Below are 24980 nucleotides of genomic sequence, written 5' to 3' on the forward strand. Positions count from 1 at the left end.
CAAAGCTCCAGGAGTCGCTCTTATTTTAGATTGATAAAGCTGCCTAAACTTTCTCTAGAAGGGGTGTCGGAAGTTTTTAAATACTTCGCCATCTCTTCTCTTTCTAAGGCTTTGTCGAAGTCCTTGATAGACAAGGAGATCTTTTTGTTCTTAGAATCGATTTTGACAACAGCACATTTTACGATATCGCCAGGCTTGTAAGACTCAGCAAGATTGGTATCTTTTCCGCCAGGAATTTCGGAGATATGAACGAGACCTTCAAAACCAGGCTCGATCTCTACGAACATACCGAAATCAACGATACTCTTGATCTTACCTTGAACGACAGAGCCGATCGGATAACGATTTCTAAGAGCCTCGTAAGGATGTTCTTGCAGTTGTTTTAATCCGCAAGAGATCCTTTGTGCATCAAAATTGATGTCTAGGATAATGTATTTTACTTCTTCGCCTTTTTTCAAAAGAGAAGTTGGGTTCTTTTGTTTTTCGTCCCAAGTGATATCGCTGATATGGATCAAACCTTCGATCCCATTCTCCACTTCTACGAACGCGCCGTATTTAGTGATGCCGGTAATTTTTCCGGTAAGAACATTTCCAACTCTTACTTCAGGACCTAAAGCGTCCCAAGGATTCGGTTGAAGTTGTTTTAAACCTAGTGAAAGTCTTCTGCTTTCGAAATCGATATCTAAGATAAGTGCTTCTACTTCTTGGCCTTTTTTAAGAAGTTCTTTTGGATGAGGAGGTTTTTTCGCCCAAGTCAATTCGGAAGTATGGATCAAACCTTCCAAACCTTCTTTCAATTCTACGAATGCTCCGAAATTAGTGAGTGAAGTTACAGTTCCACGAATCACCATTTCTTTTTCCAAAGAACGTTTTGCCCAAACCCAAGGATCTTCGTATAATTGTTTTAATCCGAGAGCCAGTTTATTGTTTTCCTTCTCCATTTCCAAAACTTGGAGTTCGATCTCTTGACCGATGGTGAAGTATTGTTTGAAAGGTGCGAATTTTTTGTAAGAGATATCTCTTTGTCTAAGAAGTCCTACAACTCCTTCTAAATCGCAGAAAACTCCGAAGCTTGCGATCTTGGAAACAGTCGCTTTTACCTTATCGCCCACATTTACTTTTAGAGCGAGTGCGTCCCATTTCTCATTATTGACTTCATCTAGAAGTTTTTTTCTGGAAACAACTCCGGAACGGGTGCGTTCGTTAATCTCGATAATTTTGAAATCGAGCTCTACACCTTTGTAATTTTCTCCATCGGAGAATTTATAACTAAGTTGAGAAGCTGGAAGGAAAAGTTCGGAACCTTCTACGTTCACGATGTATCCTTTTCCTTTGATCTCGTTTACCAAACGTCCACTGACTTGGTAATTATTTTTGAAAGCGTCTTTAACTACTTCCCAACCTTTTCTTTGGTCGGCTTCTTTTTTAGAAAGAATACAACCTGAATCGGTAGATTCTTTTCTTTTTACGAGTGCAGTAACTATGGATCCGAGTTCCGGTTTTTCATCAAACTCGGAGCGAGGGATTCGTCCCTCTTGTTTTAGTCCTTCGATCGCCACATAGACGTTATCGTTGTCTACGGATACGACTTTACCTTCGACCACTTGGTCTTTGCGGATCTCGGCTTCGTCGTTTTTCTTTTCTTCCCACTGTTTGAAAACTTCTGCAAAAGTGGACTTGTCTTGTTGGCTACTCATACGGACTGGAATACTCGGTTTATTAGATTGGGATTAGTGCGAATCGTTATAAATGCCAGGCTCTAGGCACCCTAGGATCTTACTAATTACACTATTTTTTGGCAGGTTATCTGTGTCAATGAGGATTGCGTCCTCAGCTTTTCGCAAGGGGGCGATTTCTCTTTCCGTATCGGATTTGTCACGGACTATGATCTCTTTCTCAATTTCGTCCAGGTCCGACTGGATCCCCTGCTCCAATAATTGTTTATATCTTCTCTCTGCCCTCACTCTGGAAGAGGCAGTTAAAAAGAATTTGTAACGAGCGTCCGGAAATACATGGGTACCTATGTCTCTACCGTCCATTACCAGTCGATGTGTCAGAGAAAGTTTTCTCAATTGAGAATTCACGAATTCCCTAAATACCAATTTATCAGCGATGTATTTGATCTCTCTTGTGATCTCCGGTGTTCTAATTTCGACGGAAACATCCTGGCCATTCAAAAAAATATGATTCTCTCCGGTTTTAGAAAATTCGCAGAAGATCTCTACACCTTCGGTAAGTGGAAGGAACTCCTTCCCGCTCAACCAATCTGAGAATGAAATAGATAAATTTTTGGATTGGTAGATCCTATAAATATGAAGAGTTAATGCTCTATAGAATGCTCCGGAATCCAAGTATTCGAATCCCAACTTTTTTGAAATTTCCCGAGCTACAGTACTTTTGCCTGTTCCTGCAGGACCATCTAATGCGATCACATTTTCAGTCATTTAAGAAAACCTTCCAATAAAGACTCAAAACCGGGAAAGGAAGTTTCAATCCAAGAAGTTTCGTCCGGAGTCAAAGGAATACCGCTGACCGCACGAAGGACCATAAAACTCATCGCGATCCTATGATCCATTTTGGTAGAAATATTCGCGCCTTTTCCGGAAAGCCAAGCGGATAGTTCGGAAGAATTCGCACTTGAACCTATCTCCGGAATTTCGTAACCATCTTTGTATTCATGGACTAAAATTCCGAGGTTTCTTAAATTTTCTACCATGGCAATGATCCGATCCGATTCCTTTGCTCTCAATTCTTCTGCGTGACGGATCGCAAATCCACCTTTTGCAAAAAGACCTGCAATGGTTAATATCGGAATTTCATCGATTAGAGAAGGGATCCATTCTTCAGGTATTTCAGAAAAACGTAAATTAGAAGAAACCGCTTCCAGATCTCCTACAGGTTCTCCACATTCTATCCTTTGGTTATGAACGATGATCTTTCCGCCCATTGCTTCGAGAGCTCTTAAGATCCCTACCCTGGAAGGATTGAGGCCCACATTCTTCACAAGAACGGAACCTTCTTTTAATAAGACACCAAGCACTAAAAAAAATGCAGCGGAAGAAATATCTCCAGGCACCTTGAATTCTTTCGCCTCAAAAGTATAAGGAGGTTCCATCTTAAAATGAACCGGAGAATAAAAGGTGAGTTTATTTCCCAAGAACCGGAACATATTCTCTGTGTGATCCCTGGAAAGAATATCTTCTTCATATTCTAAAGAAGTTTCGGAGGCCATTGCTGCGAGCATGAGACAAGATTTCACTTGAGCGGAAGCGATCGGGCTTTTGTAGGAGAAGTCCGAAAGTTTTTTGCCTTGGATCTCAAGAGGAGCCTTGTCTTCTTTTCCGGAGATAGAAGCTCCCATAGATATTAAAGGTTTTATAATACGGGACATTGGTCTTTTTTGCAAAGAATGGTCTCCCGTAAGTTTTGCATTAATTCCAGACAATCCACATAGAAGTCCTGCAGACAATCGGATCCCAGTTCCGGCATTTCCAAAATCCAATTCTGATTTAGGAGATTGAAGTGCGTTTTTCCCCGGGCTAGTAAAAACATATTCGCCCTTGGAAATTTTCTCCACACCCAAACCGAGTAGCGTGAATGCCTTCATTGTATTTAAAGGATCTTCCGCTTCCAAAAATCCGGACACATGGGATTTTCCCTTGGAAAGAACAGAGAATAATACACTTCTATGAGAAAGAGATTTGTCTCCCGGAACTGTGATCTCTCTACCGGAAGATTTAAGGATTCTTGGAATCATTTTGTTTCTTTAAAATTGCGTCCCTATCTTTACGAGATTTTTCCATGAAGGACTCCCATTGTCCGAGGTCCAGCGGCTTTTCAGGTTTTAATTCAGCGATCAGAAGATCTAATCTTTCCTTATAATCGATTAAGGCCTTATAGATCTCTTCTTGGTTGGAGCCGAAAATCGGAGACCACATCTTAGGATTGGATCCAGCAATCCGGGTCATGTCCCTAAACCCTCCCCCGGTCAAAGGCAGAGGAGATTTTTCGGTAAATTCTCTCACACATCCGTTTTCCCAAACCCAATTTGTCATAAGAGAAGAGATCAAATGAGGAACATGAGAAACATAAGACAAAATCCGATCATGATCCTGGGCAGGAATTTCAGTCGTTGACATTCCTAAAAATTTCCAGAAACCTTCTATCTGCGCATAAGCCTCGTTAGTCGCACCCTTCGGCTTAGTTAGGATACAAAGACGATTTTCATATAGATCTGCGTTCCCGAATTCTAATCCGGATTCTTCGGAACCGCACATAGGATGAGAAGAAATATAACGATGTTCTCCGGTAAGAACCGATTCTACCGCTTGGACGATCTCCAGTTTTGTGGAGCCCATATCCGTCAGAAGACCTTTGAACCCTGAAGGCAATTTTTGGATGACCTCTACAGTAGTATTGACTGGAACTCCAAAAACAATTAAGTCATAGGATTCCCAATCGGGAGATCTTAAAAATTCCTCTGCGGTAAAAAGTTGATCCGCAGACTTTAAACGAATTCCTTTCTCTTTACTTGTTGGAGATCCTACAACTCCCACAATTTCTGCGGAGGAGTTTTTTTTACGTAAGGCCAAGGACAGGGAAGCTCCCATCATTCCTAAACCGTAAATTAGAATTCTGGAAAATTCGGATTTCACGGGTTTGGTGGAGAGATCGGGTAAGATCCCAAAATCCTAAGATAGATTGTATTTTCTTTTAAGATATTTAGAACTTCTTCGATCTGAGGATCTTTTTTATGACCTAAAAAATCTATGAAGAAGTTATACTCCCAAGAAGTCCTACGAGTCGGCCTGGACTCCACCTTGGTCATATTGATCCCCTTATCGAAGATCGGTTTTAAAACATTATATAAAGATCCTGGTTTATCCGGAATAGAAAAGACCACTGAGGTTTTGTCATTTCCTGTAGGAGGACATTGGTTTTTTCCGATGATCAAAAACCGAGTCGTATTATCCGACATGTCTTCGATAGACTCACGAACTAGATCCAAACCGTAAATTTCTGCAGCAATGGAAGAAGCAACTGCTGCGCATGCTTCCTTCTTCTCCGCAACAATACTTGCCGCTCTGGAAGTAGACGGAGTCTCGGAAACTTCTACATGGGGAAGGTTCGCTGCGATCCAATTTCTACATTGGGAATTTGCGATCTTGATCCCGTATAAAGTTTTGATCTTAGAAAGATCATGTTCGAATCCTAAAAGATTCAAATGTATCTTTAAATAAATTTCAGAATAAATATTTAGATCGGATACTAAGAACTGATCAAGAGTAGAGTTCACGAGTCCTTCGGAAGAATTTTCCACAGGAACAACTCCGTAATCCACCTTATCAGTTTCTACCGCGCGGAAAACTTCGGGGATAGAAGGGAACTCGCTCGCTTCGACGGAGGTTCCGAATCTTGCACGAACCGCTTGGTGGGAAAAAGAACCTTCAGGGCCAAGATAACCGATCCTTAAACCTTTCTCAACGGAGAAGGAACCGGACATGATCTCTCTATAAATTGCAATAAGTACTTTGTCAGGAAGTGGGCCACCGTTCAGGCCAAGGATCTTTTCGTAAACATCCTTCTCTCTGTCCGGACGATAGATCGGCTCATTATTTTCTCTTTTGATATCTCCGATCTCGGACGCAATCTCCGCCCTGGCCTGGATAGCCTTTACGATTTCTTTATCCAGGGAATCTATCTTGTCCCTGAACTCTTTTAGTTTGTCGTCATTCTTGGCCATTCTCTATTAAATCATCCAGGTTTTCGAATTTTAATTCTTTCACTTCCACAGGAGCCGGTAAATCGGTCAGTTTATTTAATCCAAAATGTATTAAAAATTCTTTGGTAGTTCCATATAACGCTGGTCTTCCCGGAACTTCTTTATTCCCCACAGGTTTTACCAGTTTTTTAGAAATAAGAGAAGTCACCATAGCACGGGAGGAAACTCCTCTGATATCGTCTATCTCTGATAATGTGATCGGTTGTTTGTATGCGATGATTGCGAGAGTATCCAAGCTAGAACGGGATAATTGCTCTCTCTTCTTCTCTTTGAAGAGCCTTGCTAAAATTTCAGAATACTTTTCGTTGGTGGAAAATTGATAAGCGCCTGCGATTTCACGAAGAACGAAACCTCCGTCCTTCTCTTGGTAATCCAAGATCAGCTCGTCCAAGATATCTCGAGCTTCCTGTTTTTCACAGTCTATGGATTTAGCAATGCTTGCGAGTTTGAGCGGCTCCCCGGAAAGGAAAAGCAGCGCTTCAATCAGTCCTTTTAAGCCGGCTTTATCGCGTTCCACGGTTCTCCCACCAAGAATATACGGATTTCGCCGAAAGTTTTATGCTGGCGGATGGAAACAATCCTCTGTTTACAGAGTTCCAACATTGCCAAAAAGACGGCTACTATCTCGGCTTTCTCCGGCTTGACCGTAGAAAACAATTCTTCAAAGGAGATATCCGAACGCTCGGCGAGAAGTTCGGAAATGGTACCCATCTTTTCCTCGACAGAATACCGGTGGGGCGCGGTAAGTAAAGCCGGAATCTCGGCTTCGTCTTCCCGTTTTTCTAAGATCTCGTTAAATGCGGAGATCAGGTCGAGCAAGCTCAGATCCAACCAAGATTCGGACTCTTCTATCACCTGGTTGGTATCTCTGGAGAATACGCCGGCTTGGACCTTGTCTACATCCCCCATTTTTTGGGCGGTTAACTGGAATTTTTTATGCTCTAAAAGTTTTTCAACCAATTCGGGCGGAAGAGGAGGATCATAATCTTCTTCTTCGAAGCCCGGATCAGGTAATAATGCTTTGGATTTAAGATAAACAAGATTGGCGGCCATAAGAGCGTATTCCGCTCCCATGTCTAAATGGATACTTGCAGAAATCTTAATGAAGTTTAAAAAGTCTTGGGTAATTTGAGAAAGGGATACTTCGAAAATATCCACTTTATAACTTTCAATCAGAGACCAGAGGAGACTCAAAGGTCCCTCCGTTATACCACCTTCGGAATTGTTCCATTGAACAACAAAGGTCTGCCCGCCGTTTTCCCTCTCCATATCTCTTTTAGGAATTCAGTGCTTTTTCCGCTGCTTGTTGCAATCTTTCCGGAGAGAAAGGTTTAACAACAAAATCCTTTACTCCCATCTTGATCGCTTTCGCGAGAAGTTCTTCCTGACCGAGTGCGGTTACCATGATGATACGCGCTTTCGGATCCAATTTGAAAATTTCCTGGGCTGCTTCGATCCCGTCTTTTTCTCTCATGGTGATGTCCATAGTGACTAGATCTGGCTTGATCGCCTTGTACTGATCCACGGCAATATTTCCGTTCTCAGCCTCGCCGACGATCTCATGCCCTCCGGCTACTAGTGCGTCCTTCACCATTGTCCTCATGAATTTTGCATCGTCTACTACGAGAATTCTGGCCATAATTAGTTTCCCCTTTCTTTAAGAATGGAAAGTATCCTTGATGTTATTGCGCTTACAGGCTCTACGAATTGAACTCCACCCATTTCAATGGCTTGGCGATTCATTCCGAAGATCACAGAGCTGTCCTCGTCTTGAGCTATGGTAGAAGATCCGGTCTCTCTCATTCTAAGAGTCGCCGCAGCTCCATCCTTACCCATGCCGGTCATAATCACACCGACTAAGGCGCTCCCGTATTCCCGGATTGCGCTGTCGAATAGAACTTCGACTGAGGGCCTGTGTCCATTTACCAGCGATTCCTTGCCTAATGCAATCCATTTCCTTCCCGCCTTAGTTTCGATCTTCAAATGTGCGTCACCCGGAGCCACGTAACCTGTTCCCGGACGAACTTCTTCTCCGTCCTCGGCTTCCTTGACTCTGATTTTTGAATGATCGTTTAGACGAGAAGCAAATGCTTTCGTAAAGCCCACTGGCATATGCTGTACGACGAAAATTGGTAGATTAAAATTCTCCGGAAAATCAGAAAAAACTGTCTGCAAAGCTTTCGGACCACCTGTAGAAGTCCCGATACAAACCGCTTCGACGGTTTTTTTTTCATCTTTGAAAATTTTACTCTTAACCGCTTCTACGATTTTTTTAGGATCAAGCCCAGTGATTACCGGGCGAACACTATCGAAATACGCGAGTATTCTGTTACGTAAAACTGTCCCGATCTCTTCCGGATTAAATTGATTACTAGAGGAAGGTTTCGGAATAAAATCTATCGCTCCGTACTCCAAAGCCTTAAACGTTGCTTCCGCTCCGTGCTGAGTCAGAACGGAAAGCATCATTACCGGAATGCCCAATTTTCGTTTCTGAAGTTCTTGTAGAGCGGTGAGCCCATCCATAACAGGCATCTCTACGTCTAAAATGACAATATCCGGTCTTAATTTTGTCGCGAGTTCAATACAATCCACTCCGGTCTTTCCGGTGGCTATAACTTGGATCTTGTTTTCCTTTTTGATCTGGTCCGAAATAATATTTCGAACGAGTAACGAGTCGTCCACAATAACAACTCGAATCGGCTGATCCGCGTGAATTCCTACCACGACAAAATCCTAGTGTTTAAAATTTCGGAAGCAAACTCATGAGTTCGTCAAAATCCGGAAGGAATAGAAGCACTCCTAACAAATTATTTCCCTCATGATTGAATTCGGTGAGCATGCTCAAGAACTTAGTTCTTTCCGGTTTAACAACGTCCAGAACTTCCAAAAAAGTCCCTTCTACCAACTCCGGAACATCCGGCATTACACCCACTTTTGCTTTATTTGAGATCGAATTTAATACGGAAGCACAAACGATATTCGAGATCTCTGAAAGAACACTCTTAGTATCGTCGTCCAGAACGTCTCCGGTTGCATTGGAATCCAAGAGTTCTCTCGCTAAATTTTTGGCGTTTTCTCGTGAGAACATCATGAGCATATTTCCGTTTAGATCTCCGGTCATTCTAACTTTCATTCCGTAGAATTTATCGTCAGAGAAACGGATCTCGGAAGCCAATCCTTCCTTATCATTCATGATAATTTCAGGAATAAACAAATCTACGTTTCTATTCAAGATCTGAGAAAGCACCATACCGGCATTCATCATTCCGGTATTAACCACGGATTCAATTTTCTTGATCTGTTCCTTGCTTAGATTTCCGGTAAATTCCTTAGAATGAGAAACAGCCATCATTCTCTGTTTCTTTTGCTCCAAGAAACCTTCTATGATATGGTCCGCTCTTTTTCTTTCTTCATCCGAAACAGGTTCGTCGGAAATCAATTCGTTGATATGGGATCTGTAAGCTTCTTCCATCCCTTCTTTTTTTGCCGCAGGTCTTTCCAGAACCGCAGTGTTGGAAGAAAGATCAGGAGTGGTTTCCGGAGGAGCGATCAATTTATCCTCGGAAGGTCGAATCTCCATTGTGGTCTTGATTGGAGTAACATTGGAAACTTCTCTTTCGAGTTCTTCCTTCGCTACGATTACCTTTCTGGAATCCTCTGCTTTTTTACGTTCGCTCTTCTTACGACGTTCTCTTTCCTGAGTGGTAATCTCGTGAAGTTTATGATTGTATACGTTCGTAGGATTGGAAGTTTTTTGGATGTATTTCTCTTCTTCCGTTTCGATCGTGCGGATCGTGCTGATACGCTTCATCGTTTCTAAATGGAAGTTTACGTATCTTGCGTTTTCTTCCAGCTCGGCCGCAAACTCCACAAGTCCAGGAATATCCAAAACCATGATAATAGTTCCGTCTCCCATGATGGAGGCTCCTGTTAGACCCTTGATGTTTTTGAAGTTTTTCTCCAAAGACTTGATCACAGTCTCGTGTTTTCCGACAAGCTCGTCCACCATGAAGCCTAACTTACGCCCCTTGTATTGAACGATAACAACAGGGAATTCTTCTCTGTCGGTTTTGTCTTGGAGTCCTAAAATCCTGTTCAATCTGTAAATAGGGAGAACTTCTCCTCTTAGATTGATGATCTCGTTTCCTTCGAGTGTGGTAATCTGTTCGTTGTTTACCTTGATCGTCTCGTTCACTTCTGAAAGAGGGAATGCATACACTTCTTCTTCCATTACGATCAGGATAGAAGGAATAATTGCAAGCGCCTGAGGGAAAGATAGAACGAAAGAAGTTCCGGAACCTTTCTGGGATTGGATCAGGATCTTACCTTTAAATTCCTGAATGAGGCTATTTACCACATTCATCCCGACTCCCCTTCCGGAAATATCAGTGATCCGATCCGCGGTAGAAAATCCTGGAGCAAAAATGAACTGATAGATATCGTTCTCTTCCAAATTGACCGCGTCCGTTTCGGAAACGAGTCCCTTCTCGATCGCCTTCCTTTTGATCTTATCTAGATCTAATCCGCGACCATCGTCACGGATCTCTACCATAATATTACTTCCACCTTGGTAAGCATTCAACTCTACGATACCAGTTTCAGGTTTACCAAGCCTTCTTCTTTCTTCAGGGGTTTCTATTCCGTGATCCACGGAATTTCGGATCAGGTGAAGAAGAGGTTCTCCCAAAGCATCGATGACTTTTTTATCAAGCTCAGTCGATTCTCCGTTTAATACCAGATCCACGGTTTTTCCGGTTTCAAGAGAAAGGTCACGGACCAAACGAGAGAAACGTCTGAATACCGTAGAAATTGGCACCATCCGGATATTCATGATCCCGGACTGAAGTTCTTTAGAGATACGATTGATTAGATCGATACGACCTTTTAGGTCGTTGAATAACTGATCGTCCCCGAATGTGCGGAGAAGATCGTCATAAATTTTCTGAAAGCCTGAGTTCGTGATCACGAGCTCTCCGACATTATTCATGAGTTGATCCAATTTGTCGGAAGATACTTTAATACTTTTTAAAGTAATTTTTGCTTCGCTACTCTTCTCTTCTTCATCTAATTGATAAGAAGTAGAAACTCCGGAGTCGGAATATCCTGCCAATTTGAATTCTTGGATCATCAGGTTTTCAACCATGTCCACATTCGCAGCCTTGGTCAGTTCTTCCTGAGATTCGGAACTTACGATCAGTATGGAAAGATACGGAGCCTCTGTTCCGTTCTCCAATTCTTCCGAGCTAGGCTTGGTCCTAAAGACTTGCCCTAAGTTTTTTAAGTTCTGAACAATGAGAGTATAACGTAGGCCTTTCATCGGAGAATCTTTTTTAAGTCCGACTTTTAAGAGCCATGCTTTGCTTCCGGAACCGTTACGAATAATTTCTTCCAACTCTTTTTGGTCGTCCGAATCCAGATCGATCCCATTTCCTTGGATTTCTTCGTGTTTAGGACTAGCCGCAGTCGCAGGTTGAGAAACCGATCTTCCCCCAGCAGAAGGAGACGCGGCAACGTCAGGATTTTTTTCGTAGGCTTCCAATCTTTGGATCATGTCCGTATACGGAGTATCTACTTTTTTTCCAGCAGCAACGTTTACGATCACGTTCTTGATCTGGTCGAAACACTGGAAGAGTAAGTTTACTAGAGAAAGATTAACTGCGAGTTTTCCATCGCGTATGCTCTGGAGAAGATTCTCCATTTTATGAGCTAGGTCTGAAAGATTGTATAATCCAACGAATGCAGCGGAACTTTTGAGAGAGTGAGCCGCACGAAAGATATCATTGATTGTCTGTGGATCGGATTGATCTTTTTCGAGCTTAAGAAGGTTTGCATTCAGCTCTTCTATCTGGTCTTCGGATTCTTCCAAAAAGAGTTCTGTGTATTCGCCAAGTACTCCTGCCATTTACGCTTCCTCCCCTGCATAATCCATTACCTTGGAAAGATTCAGGTTTAGGATGAGAGATTCTTCGAACTGGCTGACAGATTCTATAAGTTCGCTATAATTTACGCTCAGGTCTTCGTCCGCCTCGCTTACTTTATCTTTGCGGATCTTGACCACTTGTTTTACGGAGTCTACGAGAAGCCCTGCTCTTTTTTCTCCGTTCACTACGACAATAATTCTGGTGGAAGGTAGAATATCACAAAAACCTAAACCGAAAAGTTCCTTCAGATCCATGATCGGGATGATTTCCCCTCTTAAGTTGATCACGCCTAAGATGAAACCTTCTACATTAGGAATTCTTGTAATAGGTACCGGCTTTAGGATCTCATGAATATAAAGAATATCTATACCGAAAATTTCTTTATCAACTTCGAAGGTAAGGAATTCCCGGATGGACTCCAGTTCTTTTCCCTCTTGGTTTTGTTCTGCGGGGTTGTTTTTATCTATGGTTTTCACCGTTTCTCCGCCACTTACTCTTTAAAATCGGAAACTTTGGGCCAGGTTTCCGGTTTAGTACATTGTCGACACGGAGCCCCCCAAAAAAGAAACTCCCTATCAAATTATCCGACTGATTTTTCCCCCATTTTACCCGGAAAGCAATGGTTTTTTTTCTCTGTAATCAGAGTACCAACTCTCAGGTCATGGGGTTCCGCGGAAAAATCGCAAGGGTATAGGTCCTCGAAAGAAAGGCCAATCATTTTTTCCGAAAGTATGTCCTGTAAGACCCGATCGTAAAAACCCTTACCTCTACCTAGCCTTGCACCTTCCCTATTCCACCCCAAGGCCGGGACTAAAATCCAATCCGCATCATATGGAGAAATGGAATTTTCTCCGTTAGGCTCCAATATCCCGAACTCACCCTTGGAAAATCCGGAACCGTTTCGAAATTCCAGACCCAAATTTGTTACCTTTGGAAAAAATATGTCTAAATCCAAACTCCCTATTTTAAGGGAGAAGTTTAGAGACGAAAATGGTGAAATTTCATACTCGTCCGAAACATAAGAGATTACTTTTAAGTTTTCGGAAGAAGATCTATGTCCCAGAAAATCCAAAAGATTCTCTTGTACTTGTTTTACTTTTTCGTTCTTGGAAGAAATCTCCAGGAAAAGAGATTTCATTTTTTTTCTGGCTTCCGATTTAGGAACCAAATCAAAGATCTCCGATAAGGCCTTCTTCAATAAGAGTGATCAGCTTTTTTGTTTTTTCTTCCGCTTCTGGAGAAGAAGGGCCTGAGCCTTGTTCCTGATTTTTCGATTGTTCCAGCTCATCCGCGAAATTCAAAGCAGCCAAAACTGCAAGTTTTAGCTTGGAAGCACTTGGCATTCCTAATTGAAGTTCTCGGATCTTTCGGTCTACGATCTCGGCGAGCCTATGGATATATTCCGGATCGGTATCGCCTACGATCGTATAGTCGTCGCCCTGGATGCGAGCTTTGACTCGTTCACTCATAAATTATTTCGGATCGTCTTCGATCACTAAGAAATCGTCGTCTTCATCCGCATCAAAAACGCTGATCGCATCGTCATCGTCTTCTATGATGATATCATCATCGTCTGCAGAAACTGGACTAAAATCGTCGATCGGTTCGTCAGTGATGATAATCTCGTCGTCTCCTCCGGAAGAATCGGAAGGTTCAGTCAGAACGGAGATATCATCATCTTCGTCGTCTAGAAGAATGATCTCATCGTCTTCGTTAAAATCTTCGTCCGAAGAATCACGAACTACGGATGGAGCTGCGGAAGCAGCAGCCGCTCCGGCAACTGCGCCAGCGGCCGCACCTGTTGCGAAAGAAGTCGCAGAACTAGGTTTAGGTGAAGAAGAAGAGGATGAAGAAGCCCCGCCGGATGCAGGAAGACCATCCAAACGTCCAAGAAGCTGATTGATCTTAGCTTCGAGTGCACGTTCTCTTTCTTTAATTCCTTCCAGCTCTGCATTTGCTTTTTGGAGTTGTTCGCGGAGAGAAGAGAGTTCTTTTTCCTTCTCTTCCATCGCCAGTTTCATCTGGTCGTTTTCCGCACGAAGAGATTCGTTTTCTGTTTCCAGGCGACCGTTTTCCGCTCGCAGGTCGCTAATGAGTTCGAGTGCTTTTAATACCTTACTCTCGAGCTCTTCGATTGTCTCCATAGTTAACATATTGCGAACCTCGTTCTCCCTTTCGGAGTGGTTTTTTTATATTATTACACTTAGAGCGAAATTCCGCCCAAATATTTCAGACCTTGCCATTCGGCAAAATCCATCCCATTTTTCATCTTTCTAAAAAAGAGAAAAACCTTTTTTTCTAAAAACGAAGAAAGCCCGTAGAATTACGGGCTTTTTCAGGCAAAGAAGGTCCGAAAACCGGACCTTCATTAGGGCAATATGATTATGCCGCTACCTTGATCTTTTCAACAAGCGCGTTGAAAGTTTCTTTGTCGCTAAACGCGAGTTCGGCCAAAGCCTTTCTATCCAAAGAAATATTGGCTTTTTTCAAACCATACATGAACTGAGAATAAGAAAGTCCAGCTTCACGAGCAGCTGCGTTAATACGGATGATCCACAATTTGCGGAAATCACGTTTTTTCGCTCTTCTGTCTCTATACGCCCACTGGCCAGCTTTCATCACTGCGGATTTCGCAGTTCTGTAAAGTTTGGATCTCGCTCCCCTGAAACCTTTTGCGGTTTTTAGGATTTTTTTACGACGATTCTTGTGAATGGTTCCGTTTGTTGCGCGTGGCATTATCGAACTCCGTAAGGCATGAGTCTAACGATTGCTTTCCAATCCGCATCCACTACCAAAGTCATTCCTCTAAGACGACGACGTCTTTTAGGTCCTTTTTTGGTAAGAATGTGACGGGTGTTCATACTCTTCCGTTTAATTTTATTATTTTTGGAAAACTTGAACCGTTTTGCTGCGGCTCTATTTGTTTTAAGCTTAGGCATTTCCTTACCTCGATAACTCCTGACTCTCTAGCTAACTCTTTCTTATTTTGCAGAAAGAGGTGATATAACTACTACGATCTGACGTCCGTCCAGAATTGGGTCCCTTTCAGGAGTTCCGACTGACTTCAGATCCTCTACCATGCGGTTTACAACGTTCATTCCAAGTTCGGAATGCATCATTTCTCTACCGCGAAAACGAAGACTGACTTTTACTTTGTCCCCTTTTTGAAGGAACTCAACAGCGTGACGTTTTTTGATCTCGTAATCATGTTGTTCGATCCGAGGACGGATCTTCACTTCTTTTACGTTGATTACGTGTTGTTTCTTCTTCGCTTCTTTACTTTTTTTAAGTAATTCGAACTTGTATTTACCGTAGTCAATGATCTTGCAGACATGAATTTCCTGGTCGCCTGATACTTCTACCAGATCCAAGTTCTCTTCCTTTGCACGCCGCAAAGCCTCGTCAAAAGCGACGATCTGTACTCCGTCGTCCATCACCAATCTTACCTGGGATACCCCGGTAATTTTCTCATTAATTCTATGAGTAAATAGTTTATCGGTGTTTTTCGGTTGAGGCCTCTTCTGCATTCAATCTCCGGTTTTTTCCAATTTTTTGGCCATAAGGCTAGGTTTCAAGCGATTTTCTCCGCTATCGGCCAAGTACATCAAGTAGAATTTGGTTCAACCCAAAGCCAATAGAACAATTTCGCACGGAGTTCACAGAGATCGCAGAGAAGTAGCTGGAAATTACTCTGCATCCAACTTTCTTGTAAAAAACCTCTGTGCTCTCCGTGGGCTCTGTGCGAACCCTTCTTCTTATTATAATCCTTCTGAGATTTCCTTTTCGAGTAGGGCTTGGAAGTCCGGATACGACATAGAAATCGTTTCTTCCGAGCCTCGTTTACGGACCGCTACTGTTCCAGAATCTTTTTCCTTTTGCCCTATGACCAAAAGATAGTTTGCCTTTTTCAGGATTGAATCCCGGATCTTAGCGCCTATCTTCTCATTCCGGAAATCCCCTTCTGCCCTGATGCCCAAATCGATCAGTTTTTTCAGAAGTTCGGATCCGAAGTCCTGCACATTTTCGGTTACGGTTAGAACACGTACCTGATTCGGAGAGATCCAAAGCGGGAATTTTCCTTCGAAATGTTCGATTAGGATCCCGATAAATCTTTCCAAAGAACCATAGATGGCTCTGTGAACCATGACCGGTCTTTTTTTCGCTCCGTCAGAATCCGTATAATCCAATTCGAATCGATCCGGCATGGAGAAGTCTATCTGCACTGTCCCACATTGCCACATCCTTCCTATAGAATCTTTGATATTAAATTCTATCTTCGGTCCGTAGAATGCACCTTCTCCTTCTTTGATCGCGTAAGGAATTCCTCTTTTTTCCAATGCCTGTTTCAAAGCGTTGGTTGCAAATTCCCAGTCCTCATCTTTCCCTTGGGATTTTTCAGGACGGGTCGCGATATAGGTTTTAAATTCTTGGAATCCAAACTTTTTATACACATGGAAAGTGAAGTCAATGATATCCAAAACTTCCGCTTCCAGATATTCTAACGGCGCATAAATATGTGCATCGTCCTGTGTGAATGCTCTTACTCTGAATAGTCCATGAAGAACTCCATGTAACTCGTGACGGTGTACACTTCCTAATTCTGCGAATCTCAGAGGAAGTTCTCTATAAGAATGTAGATGATGTTTATAGATCAAACTACAGCCGGGACAGTTCATGGGTTTGATCGCGAACTCTTCCTCGTCGATCGAAACGAAATACATGTTCTCGTTGAAGTTATCCCAGTGGCCGCTTCTTCTCCATAGTTCGGAAGAAAGTACAGCAGGAGTTTTGATCTCTTGGTATCCTCTTCTTGCACATTCTTTGCGGATATAATCAGCTAACCCATTCCATAGAATGGTTCCTTTAGGATGCCAGAATGGAAATCCAGGGGCTTCCGCTTGGAAAGAGAATAGATCCATTTCTTTTCCGATCTTTCTATGATCTCTTTTTTTGGCTTCTTCCTGTTGGAGAATATACTCGTCCAATTCCTTCTTACTAGGAAATGCGATCCCGTAAATACGAGTGAGCATACGATTATTTTTATCCGCTTTCCAATAGGCTCCGGAAAGTGCGGTCAGCTTGAATGCCTTCAAAAATCCGGATCTAGGAATATGAGGTCCTCTACAAAGGTCGAACCATTCTCCCATTCCATAGATGGAGACTTGGTTGTCAGGAATTTGTCCTACGATCTCTATCTTGTAGTTCTCTCCGAGTTTTTCGAAAGTGGAGATCGCTTCTTTTTTATCCCATACCTTGCGGAAAACTTCAAAGTCGCTATCCACGATCTTTTTCATCTCTGCTTCGATTTTCGGAAAATCTTCCGGAGTGATCACTGCCTCGGTGAAATCGATATCGTAATAGAAGAACCCCGGCCCATTTTCGATCACAGGTCCCACGGTTAGTTTTGCGTCTTTGTATAAATTCTGGACCGCCATTCCAAGCAAGTGAGCAGCAGAATGTTGGAAGGTTTCCCAACCTTCTTTGTCTTGAAAGGTCAATACTTCTAATTTTGGCGTCGTGTCAGGGGTGATTGTAGAATCTACGGTCCGGCTCAAATCGAGTACGGTCGTTCCGTCCAAACGGACGGCGAGAGCCTTGTTCTTTAAAAACGGAAGTTGGGATTCTATAAAATCCTTATAAGTAGAACCGGCGGGAACCTCTTTGGAACTTCCATCCGGTAGAATAAATTTGACTGACTGATTTTGAACTGCCACAGCTACCCCTACTTCCATTCCGTCTATGGGAGGTTTTTTCCGCAAGCCTGTTGAAAAAAAAGACACAGAGTTTATGGGAGTCGCAGAGATATTTCACGCAGAGTCGCGAAGCCGCAAAGGGCCAATTTTTGCCCTTAAAAACTCTGAGACTTCGCGGCTTTGCGTGAATAAAAACCGCGGCAGCGATGCGAAGGGCTTTAGTCCGGGCTTGCCCGGATGAGCGCGATGCGCGAACCCGAAGCAGCGCGGCCCGAGCGAAGCGAGTGGAGCCGCCCAAAGCTTTCCGTTGGAGTTCCTACAAAATTCGAATTGATTCCACTTGACCCTTGCCTTCAGTCCGAAAGCCTGTCCTTAATGAAAGCGTTCTTGGTTTTAGAAAACGGGGACGTATACGAGGGTGAATCCTTCGGCTACGAAACCCAGTCCGTCGGGGAAATTGTTTTTAATACTTCCATGGCGGGTTACCAGGAAATTCTGACTGACCCTTCCTACGCCAACCAAATCGTAACTCTTACCTACCCGATGATCGGAAACTACGGGATCCATCCTGAAAATATGGAGTCCGGAAAAATACAGGCCGCGGGAATGATCGTGAAGGAATATGTGGATCGTCCTTCCAACTTTAAGGCAGAGAAGACATTATCTCAATTTTTAAAAGATTATAAGATCCCAGGGATCCAAGGGATCGATACTCGTAAGCTGACTCGTTTCATCAGAACGAATGGAGCCCCAAACGGCGGGATTTTCGTAGCGAACGAATACTCGAATGATTTCTTAAATGTTGTTAAAAAATTTCCAGGGATCGCAGATGCGGATCTCGCGAAAGTTGTTACTACGGATAAAAAATACGAGTTCGGTTCTAAGGCTGGTAAAAAATATAAACTGGCAGTTTATGATTACGGTGTGAAGACGAATATTCTTCGTTTATTGGACTCTGCGGGTTTTGCTGTTTCAGTTTATCCTGCACAAACTCCAGCCTCCGAAATTATGAAAGACGGCGTGGATGCGTTCTTCTTATCTAATGGGCCTGGTGATCCTGCGGCCTGCACTTACGCGATCGATTCCACCAAAGCTATATTAGAAAATAATTATCCTCTTTTCGGGATTTGTTTAGGGCATCAGATCATCGGCCTGACCTTAGGCAAAAAGACCGAAAAAATGAAGTTTGGCCATAGAGGAGGGAACCAACCTGTCAAAAGTTTGGAAACCGGTAAAGTCGAGATCACTTCCCAGAACCATGGTTTTGCCGTCGTTGCCGAATCCTCCGAAAAAGAACCTATCTCTTTTATCAACTTGAATGATGATACAGTAGAAGGGATCTTAAAATCAGGTTATCCTCTTCTTTCCGTTCAGTATCACCCAGAAAGTTCTCCTGGTCCGAACGATAGCCGCTACTTATTCCAAAAATTCTACGATTTAGTGGATTCTACTAAGAAGAAATAGTAGAGCTATAATTTCACACGGGAAATTCAAGTCAGTAAACCTCCGTGAACTCAGTGGCCTCTGTGCGAAATAGAAATCTTTAAGATTTGCACGCGAAGACAAGATGGCCTCAAACCTAATACTATAAATATCTTCTAAATCTTTGCGGCTTAGCGTGAAACAACGACTTGTTGGAATTCCTACTTGTTAACAGTAAAAGCACCGGTTTTACGAACATGCGCACATCCTTCCCTGCGGCTTTGCGCCTCTCCGTGGAAAAGCATTTTTAGACTTTACTTGGTTTTATTTTTCAGGATAGGATCGATTTCGTGAACTGCCTTGTTTGTAAAGACTCTGAACTTTCTAAATTCAAAACTGAATATGGACCGATCTTGATCTGTGAAAAATGTTTCGGACATTTATATAACGAACCTTCTCTTTTTAAGTACATCAACAAGTCAGCCTGGATCCGATTTATTGAAGAATCAAAAAGTAATCCAAAACATAGATCCAGAATACTACATTGTCCAGATTGTAAAACGGAAATGGAAACGTTCCAGATCCCGAGAAAAAATATACTGATCGAAATAGATCGATGTGAAAAATGCGAGCTTATTTGGTTCGATAAGAACGAAATCGAAGATCTTTCTTTAAAACAAAAATCCGCTCAGCCGGAACACAACCCTTCAGAGAAAAAATCTACAATCAATCGAAAGGTAAAATATAGAGAAGACGTTTCTGAAGAAGAAAAATCGAAAGCAATCTTGAGCGAGCTTCAATTTATGGAAGAAGCAAAGGAGAATCGTTTTCGGGCAAAACTGATCGATAAAACATTAGCCAAAGTTAATAAAAGAATAAAACGGAATTATTGGTTATATGATTATTTATATGATATTTATCCTTGATTTCGACTCTTCACCTCTCCGCGGCTTAGCGTGAACTTAAAATTTTCAATAGCTTTGGTTTCACACGGAGAGCACGGAGCTCACAGAGAAATTCAAGCCAGTAAACCTCAGTGGCCTCTGTGCGAAATAGATTAAAAATAAGACTTAGGATTCTTCTATGAGTTCCAACATCCTTTCTTTTTCGCGGGTGTCTGCAGGATAACAAAGAGTTTGGTTAGCTGTGGAAGTTTGGAAGTCTTTGTTTTTACGATCTAATTCTACGATACGATTCCTGATCTTACGAACTACGATCTGGGTCTCTTCCCTATCTTTTCCATCCAGAACGACCACATATTTTCCTTGGCCGACTCGATAGCAGTAATCCGTTTCTCCCAGATTTTCCTGGATAGATGCTCTAAGTTCTTCACAATAATGTGCAAAGAAACCCGCACCTTTCATCCGGACCATTCTTGTTGCGTTCTGCACTTTGAATACCGTTAGACTAAAAGGTGTTCCTATCTTCGATGCGCGAGTGATTGCCTCGTCTATCCTGGATTCGACAGGACTAAAAGGATCTCTGAAGACTGCATCTCTTTCTTCCAACATTAATAAATTGGAAAGTACGGGAGATGCGATCTCGGAGATCCCGACTGCGGTTTCTCTATCCGTATCCGTCCAAGGTCTTTCCGTTTCGTGAATGAATAACATTCCTACAAGCCAGTTTAGGTTCAGGAACGGGAGAATATCGAAATCATGCATTAGGCCGATCTCGTCGTTGGATAGTTGGGATAATAATTCCGGGTTCTTTCTGAAATTCGCAATACGGAAAACTCCAGGAACATTCGCAACGATCCCGACCAGATTTGAATCGAGTCCTAATCTGAATTTTCCCGTAGTGTCAGGTGTAAGTAAGTTTGTTCCGAATACCTTGTATTCTTTTCTAGTAGTTCTATCTAAGAGCAGGAAACTCCAACGACGAAGCCCCAATTCTTTTTTTAGGATTTCGACTAGATAATCGTATGCCTCGTCCATATCTCGGACTCCGGCCAAATCTCTGGCGGTCGCAAGAATTCTTTCGTTACTTTTTAGGACTTGTTTGAGCTGATCGTTCTCCTGATGAAGAGTTTCCAGGTCCATGATCCTTCTTAGGACGGAACCGGCCATTTCGCCTACGATCTTTAAGAATTCAAGATCCTCGATCGTATAATCTTCGCCATCAACTGTCTTACTTAATATTATAATTCCATAAAATTCATCATAACTACGGATCGGGACAAGCATTTCTGCTTCGGTTTTCTCCAAGATCTCCTTTTCTTTTTTAGGAGGAGAATGTTTTAGGACTTCTTTTGCGTATACCACGGAAGGGGTTTTTAATACTGCCTGGTAACTTTCGTCCCCCACTTCCAATACCCAATCCGGGTCGGCGCCTATGCCTTGTGCTTCTACTACCCTAAGCACATCGAACTCTCCGTTCGTGGAAGAAAAGACTACGATGGATTCCGCACCGATCTGTCCTTGTATGGAGAAACTCAAGTTCTCGAAAAAGTTCGTAAAATCTTTGGATGCTGAAATCTCTTTAGAGATTTCGAATACTGATAAATAATTCTCTAATTTTTTACGGGAAGCGATCTGCAAATCGATCGGTAATGTGGAGTAATCAGAATCGTCATCGAATAAGAACTCTGCTTTTTCCGCCTCGTTCTGTTCCTGACTGAAAGGACGACTTGCTTCTTTGTTCGCCTGATTTTCCGCGTCCTTTACCCAATCATCGAAAGGATCTTTTATATCATCCGGTTTGGAAAGGCCTGGAGGAAAATCTTCCTCTTCTTTTGCTTCTTCCGCTTTTGATAATAAACCTTTACTTGGAGTAGGTTCTTCTATTTCTCCGAAATCCGCTCCCAGATCAGAGTCTTCCAATCCTAAACCTAAATCAGGATCCACTCCAAAATCATCCGAAGCAATATCTTCAGGAGAACCAAAGTCTACAGAGGATCGATCTAAATCGTCAGAGGTATCTTCTCCAAATGCAGAATCAGGAAAACTTATCTCTGCATCGGAATCATCTGAACCGAAAGCATCTGAAGAAGTTTCTGATCCTAGATCAAAATCACCGAAGTCTGCAGAAGGAGAATCGAATGAAAAATCGTCTTCGGCGGAAGAGGAAGCGGCAGTCGCGGGTTCGAAATCAGTAGGATCCTCATAAGCGGATTGGATCTTAGGCTCTTTTTTTCCGCCAAAATCCATTGCCTTTTCCAAGAGGCCCTTGGCTCTTAGGGCCATGGATTTTTTTAAAAGAGAAGGTCTTTCCTCTCCTATAGCAATTGCAGAAGAGTTTTTTGGTCCGGACTCGACTGTTCCGGAGCGTATTAAACGAGTGACCTTATCTAGTAAGCCCATCGTCAAACGCCGATTTGTTTCATTAATTTCTTATAAAGTTCGAAATAGTCTGAACGGGAGAAATCACGGATCATATCATCCGGAAGATTTCCGAGCAACTCATCCAAATAGAGTAGGATCCGTTTCATCTCATCCTGGGTAGGAGTGGATTCATCGGAACCTTCTGCGGCAGCTCCTCCAGCAGTCTGGCGAACTTCTTCTATTGGAGAAAGTTCGTTCTCATCCGCATACTCGTCCAAAATAAAATTGAGCTCAGGTTCTGGAGCTAATCTTTCTACAGTTGGAACAATTTCTCCGCCTATGTTTCCGGTAAAATCCAAACCGGAAATTTCCATATCGTCCCCGAAAGATCCGATCGCATCCAAATCGTTCGCTTCCGGAGAAGAAGAGAGTAAGGAATCTAAATCTTCAGAATCAACTTCCTGAGGAGACTCATCGGATAATAAATTGCCCAACTCGTCATTCGAAAGTGTGATCGGCTCGTCCGCTTCTTCTCCCAAATCCCAATCGGAAGGAGATGCTACCGCGGACTCATCTTCCGCAGCGGCAAGTTCATTCAGATCGGCAACAGGTCCGTCCCAATCAATATCATAGTCTGAAGAAACATCCGGAGTTCCGATATCATCCAATTCATTGATCGGAAGAGAGATTGGTTCGTCAGAACTATCATCTAAAAGGTCGGAAGAAGAAGTTTCTACTTCAGGATCATCTTCCAATAAATGTCCGAGTTCGTCCTCGGAAAGAGCGATCGGTTCGTCGCTTTCAGTATCAATATTAAAATCACCGAATTCTACAGGAGAGAGATCATCATGCTCAGGCCCTGGAGCTTCCGCAAAAATATCCGAGTCTGCCTCTTCTTCCGTTCCGGAAGATAATAGATCTCCCAATTCATCGTCTGAAAGTGCAATCGGTTCATCTGCATCCGAGTCCAAACTTTCAACTTCGGCTTCCTCTTCTCCAGAAAGAAGATTTCCAAGCTCGTCATCCGAAAGTGCGATCGGCTCATTGTCTTCCTCGCTTTCCGAGAACATATCGCTAGCCGCCGCGAAATCATCGGAGGACTCAGCCTCTTCTTCCGTTCCGGAAGATAATAAATTGCCTAACTCATCGTCTGACAATGCGATTGGATCATCTGCTTCAGTAGTTTCGGAGAAGAAATCCTCTTCTGAAGTTTCAGTTGGAGAGAAATCCAGATCGGAAGAAGATCCTAAAATATCTTCGTCGCTCGCAGAAGTGAAGTCTCCCAAGGATTCTTCGAATGTTTTGTCTTCGGATCTTGTTCCGAGATCTTCAAAATCTCCCAGATCCAATCCTCCGTCCAAAGGATTTTCTTCCGCCTCATCTACGCCGAAATTCTCGAAATCGGAAACAGGAAGAGAAATAGAATCCTCTTCTTCTTCCGAACTGAAATCGTCTTTTAATTCCGTATCGGAACCGGGCTCTGAATCAAAATTAAAATCACTTAGATCTAAGTCGGAAGAAGTTTCATCAGGATCTTCCATTCCAAAGTCGGATCCTACTGTAGGAGTTCCGACTGAATCCAGATCATCCAATTGGATACTTTCTGGCTCTTCTTCATCTCCAGAAGATAATAAATTGCCCAATTCATCATCCGAAAGAGCGATCGGCTCGTCGCCACCGTCTTCTGGATCAAAATCTGCAGAATCTTTATGTTCCTCGGATACGGAACCTAGATCCAGATCTCCGAAATCACCCAACTCATCAAAAGAACTTTTGCTTTCTATAGAAGAAGGATCATCGTCCCCTTCGAGCAAATGATCCAACTCATCCGTGGAAAGAGCGATATTCTCCTCTTCTTCCCCATCGAAATTGATGTCTTCGGTCAACTCGGAAGAAGGTGTGGAAATATCATCCCCGCCCAAATCTCCGAATCCTTCTTCTTCCAATCCGGGATTAAAATCCTCGGTCATGATATCGTCTAACTCATGTTCAGAGAGAGAGATAGGACCTTCATCATCGTCTGAAATAAAATCGTCGTCGTAATTTTTGGCTCCAGTCTCTTCAGGAGCTGAGACTTCTTCTTCATCCATGGAGAAGTCAGCAAGATTAGAACCTATATCAATATTATGTAATTCGTCGTCCGAAAGTGAGATCGGAGCCTCGTCATCCAGATCCATGTCCGAAAGTCCCGCGACTTCTTCATGTTCTGAAGGATCCCCACCCCATTCAAATGGCTGATCGTCTGAATGGAATGCAGTGGAAGGAATCTCTTTTGGCTGTGAAAAATCTCCCAGATCCAAGGAACCAAGATCGCCGAATGCTTCCTCATGATCATCCTCCAGAGTTGAAGGAGAAGAAGGTGCGGATTCCCTCCAAGAAGGAGCAGAAGAAGAACTTGTAGGAGGAGAATTTAGATCGTCGTCGATATCGAGTAATCTATCGATCTCAGCATCGATCATAGGATCTGTGAGTTCGAAATCAAAGTCTTCGTCCAGATGAACAGATTCGTCTAATTGGCTTAAGTCTGCGCCAAAATCTGTTTCTTCAGGTTCGAAACTAGGAATTTCATCCGGATAATCGTCCCCGGAAGATGCGAGTAATTCCTCGAAACCATTTGCATCCGGTGAATCAATAGGATCGGATTCAAAATTAAAATCGGAAGTGTCCGCATCATTAGACAAAAGAGAATCTATTTCATCCAAGCTCATTTCACTCGGATCAAAATCCTCTCCGTTTCCCACCGGAAACCCCTCTCCCTCGTCTATCGTAAAATCGTCAGCCATGCTTCCTACAGTATGCTAAAAATCCGTGTCTCTATTTCGGAGGATCTCCTATGGTTTGGGAAATACAATCCGAAAATTCAAAGACAAGTCTCCTCATATTCGAAGACTTTCTTTTT

The 24980-nt window shown here is 42.8% G+C and carries 21 protein-coding genes and 2 pseudogenes; 2 read left to right on the forward strand and 21 right to left on the reverse strand.

Annotated elements, in window-relative coordinates; genetic code table 11:
• Positions 1-20: 20 nt before the first annotated feature.
• The 19 genes and pseudogenes from EHQ64_RS01525 to thrS form a co-directional block, all read right to left on the reverse strand.
• Positions 21-1697 (reverse strand): 30S ribosomal protein S1, encoded by a 1677-nt coding sequence (locus EHQ64_RS01525; RefSeq protein WP_135647751.1) that lies wholly within the window; start codon positions 1695-1697, stop codon positions 21-23.
• Positions 1698-1730: 33 nt separating this feature from the next.
• On the reverse strand, positions 1731-2444 hold the full coding sequence (gene cmk, locus EHQ64_RS01530; protein WP_135647752.1) for a (d)CMP kinase: 714 nt from the start codon (positions 2442-2444) through the stop codon (positions 1731-1733).
• Positions 2441-3757: a 3-phosphoshikimate 1-carboxyvinyltransferase gene (aroA, locus tag EHQ64_RS01535; RefSeq protein ID WP_135647753.1), complete on the reverse strand. Its 1317-nt coding sequence runs from the start codon at positions 3755-3757 to the stop codon at positions 2441-2443. Before aroA ends, cmk begins: the two co-directional genes overlap by 4 nt.
• Complete coding sequence (locus tag EHQ64_RS01540) at positions 3738-4655, reverse strand: prephenate dehydrogenase (RefSeq protein ID WP_135647754.1); 918 nt, start codon at positions 4653-4655, stop codon at positions 3738-3740. The genes aroA and EHQ64_RS01540 overlap by 20 nt, the downstream gene beginning before the upstream one ends.
• Positions 4652-5743, reverse strand: coding sequence for a prephenate dehydratase (pheA, locus tag EHQ64_RS01545; RefSeq protein WP_135647755.1), 1092 nt, complete (start codon positions 5741-5743; stop codon positions 4652-4654). The genes EHQ64_RS01540 and pheA overlap by 4 nt, the downstream gene beginning before the upstream one ends.
• On the reverse strand, positions 5730-6269 hold the full coding sequence (gene scpB / locus EHQ64_RS01550) for an SMC-Scp complex subunit ScpB (RefSeq protein WP_425460382.1): 540 nt from the start codon (positions 6267-6269) through the stop codon (positions 5730-5732). The genes pheA and scpB overlap by 14 nt, the downstream gene beginning before the upstream one ends.
• Before the next feature lie 5 nt (positions 6270-6274).
• Complete coding sequence (locus EHQ64_RS01555; protein WP_135647757.1) at positions 6275-7051, reverse strand: segregation and condensation protein A; 777 nt, start codon at positions 7049-7051, stop codon at positions 6275-6277.
• A 7-nt stretch (positions 7052-7058) separates the two neighbouring features.
• Positions 7059-7421, reverse strand: coding sequence for a response regulator (locus EHQ64_RS01560; RefSeq protein ID WP_008594408.1), 363 nt, complete (start codon positions 7419-7421; stop codon positions 7059-7061).
• A gap of 2 nt (positions 7422-7423) precedes the next feature.
• Positions 7424-8497, reverse strand: coding sequence for a protein-glutamate methylesterase/protein-glutamine glutaminase (locus EHQ64_RS01565; protein ID WP_425460383.1), 1074 nt, complete (start codon positions 8495-8497; stop codon positions 7424-7426).
• Between the two features lie 25 nt (positions 8498-8522).
• Positions 8523-11198: pseudogene (locus tag EHQ64_RS01570) on the reverse strand (chemotaxis protein CheW); the annotation flags it as partial.
• 95 nt (positions 11199-11293) lie between these two features.
• Positions 11294-11684, reverse strand: a pseudogene (locus EHQ64_RS20505) (Hpt domain-containing protein); the annotation flags it as partial.
• Entirely contained in the window at positions 11685-12179 is a 495-nt protein-coding gene (locus EHQ64_RS01575; RefSeq protein ID WP_135647760.1) for a chemotaxis protein CheW, read from the reverse strand.
• A 104-nt stretch (positions 12180-12283) separates the two neighbouring features.
• Complete coding sequence (locus EHQ64_RS01580; RefSeq protein WP_342775321.1) at positions 12284-12901, reverse strand: 5-formyltetrahydrofolate cyclo-ligase; 618 nt, start codon at positions 12899-12901, stop codon at positions 12284-12286.
• Complete coding sequence (locus tag EHQ64_RS01585; protein WP_135647762.1) at positions 12873-13172, reverse strand: cell division protein ZapA; 300 nt, start codon at positions 13170-13172, stop codon at positions 12873-12875. Before EHQ64_RS01585 ends, EHQ64_RS01580 begins: the two co-directional genes overlap by 29 nt.
• 3 nt (positions 13173-13175) lie before the next feature.
• Positions 13176-13856, reverse strand: a complete 681-nt coding sequence (locus EHQ64_RS01590; protein WP_135647763.1) for a hypothetical protein — start codon at positions 13854-13856, stop codon at positions 13176-13178.
• A 229-nt stretch (positions 13857-14085) separates the two neighbouring features.
• Positions 14086-14439: a 50S ribosomal protein L20 gene (gene rplT / locus EHQ64_RS01595; RefSeq protein ID WP_008595819.1), complete on the reverse strand. Its 354-nt coding sequence runs from the start codon at positions 14437-14439 to the stop codon at positions 14086-14088.
• A complete protein-coding gene (gene rpmI / locus EHQ64_RS01600) occupies positions 14439-14642 on the reverse strand; it encodes a 50S ribosomal protein L35 (RefSeq protein WP_010514334.1) in 204 nt (67 codons plus the stop codon). The genes rplT and rpmI overlap by 1 nt, the downstream gene beginning before the upstream one ends.
• A 42-nt stretch (positions 14643-14684) precedes the next feature.
• Entirely contained in the window at positions 14685-15230 is a 546-nt protein-coding gene (gene infC, locus EHQ64_RS01605; RefSeq protein ID WP_135647764.1) for a translation initiation factor IF-3, read from the reverse strand.
• 231 nt (positions 15231-15461) lie between these two features.
• Entirely contained in the window at positions 15462-17435 is a 1974-nt protein-coding gene (gene thrS, locus EHQ64_RS01610) for a threonine--tRNA ligase (RefSeq protein WP_135647765.1), read from the reverse strand.
• 336 nt (positions 17436-17771) lie between these two features.
• Here thrS and carA point away from each other — a divergent pair, with 336 nt between their 5' ends.
• Both carA and EHQ64_RS01620 read left to right on the forward strand, forming a co-directional pair.
• Positions 17772-18860, forward strand: coding sequence for a glutamine-hydrolyzing carbamoyl-phosphate synthase small subunit (carA, locus tag EHQ64_RS01615; RefSeq protein ID WP_135647766.1), 1089 nt, complete (start codon positions 17772-17774; stop codon positions 18858-18860).
• A 308-nt stretch (positions 18861-19168) separates the two neighbouring features.
• Positions 19169-19744, forward strand: a complete 576-nt coding sequence (locus tag EHQ64_RS01620; protein WP_135647767.1) for a TFIIB-type zinc ribbon-containing protein — start codon at positions 19169-19171, stop codon at positions 19742-19744.
• 144 nt (positions 19745-19888) lie between these two features.
• Here EHQ64_RS01620 and EHQ64_RS01625 read toward each other — a convergent pair whose 3' ends face one another.
• Complete coding sequence (locus tag EHQ64_RS01625; RefSeq protein WP_135647768.1) at positions 19889-22120, reverse strand: GAF domain-containing protein; 2232 nt, start codon at positions 22118-22120, stop codon at positions 19889-19891.
• Positions 22121-22122: 2 nt separating this feature from the next.
• The gene (locus EHQ64_RS01630) at positions 22123-24864 is read right to left on the reverse strand and encodes a hypothetical protein (RefSeq protein ID WP_135647769.1); all 2742 of its coding nucleotides are present in this window, start codon (positions 24862-24864) and stop codon (positions 22123-22125) included.
• Between the last annotated feature and the right edge of the window lie 116 nt (positions 24865-24980).

Origin of the sequence: Leptospira sarikeiensis, assembly GCF_004769615.1 — a bacterium.
In the GTDB taxonomy this organism is placed as follows: domain Bacteria; phylum Spirochaetota; class Leptospiria; order Leptospirales; family Leptospiraceae; genus Leptospira_B; species Leptospira_B sarikeiensis.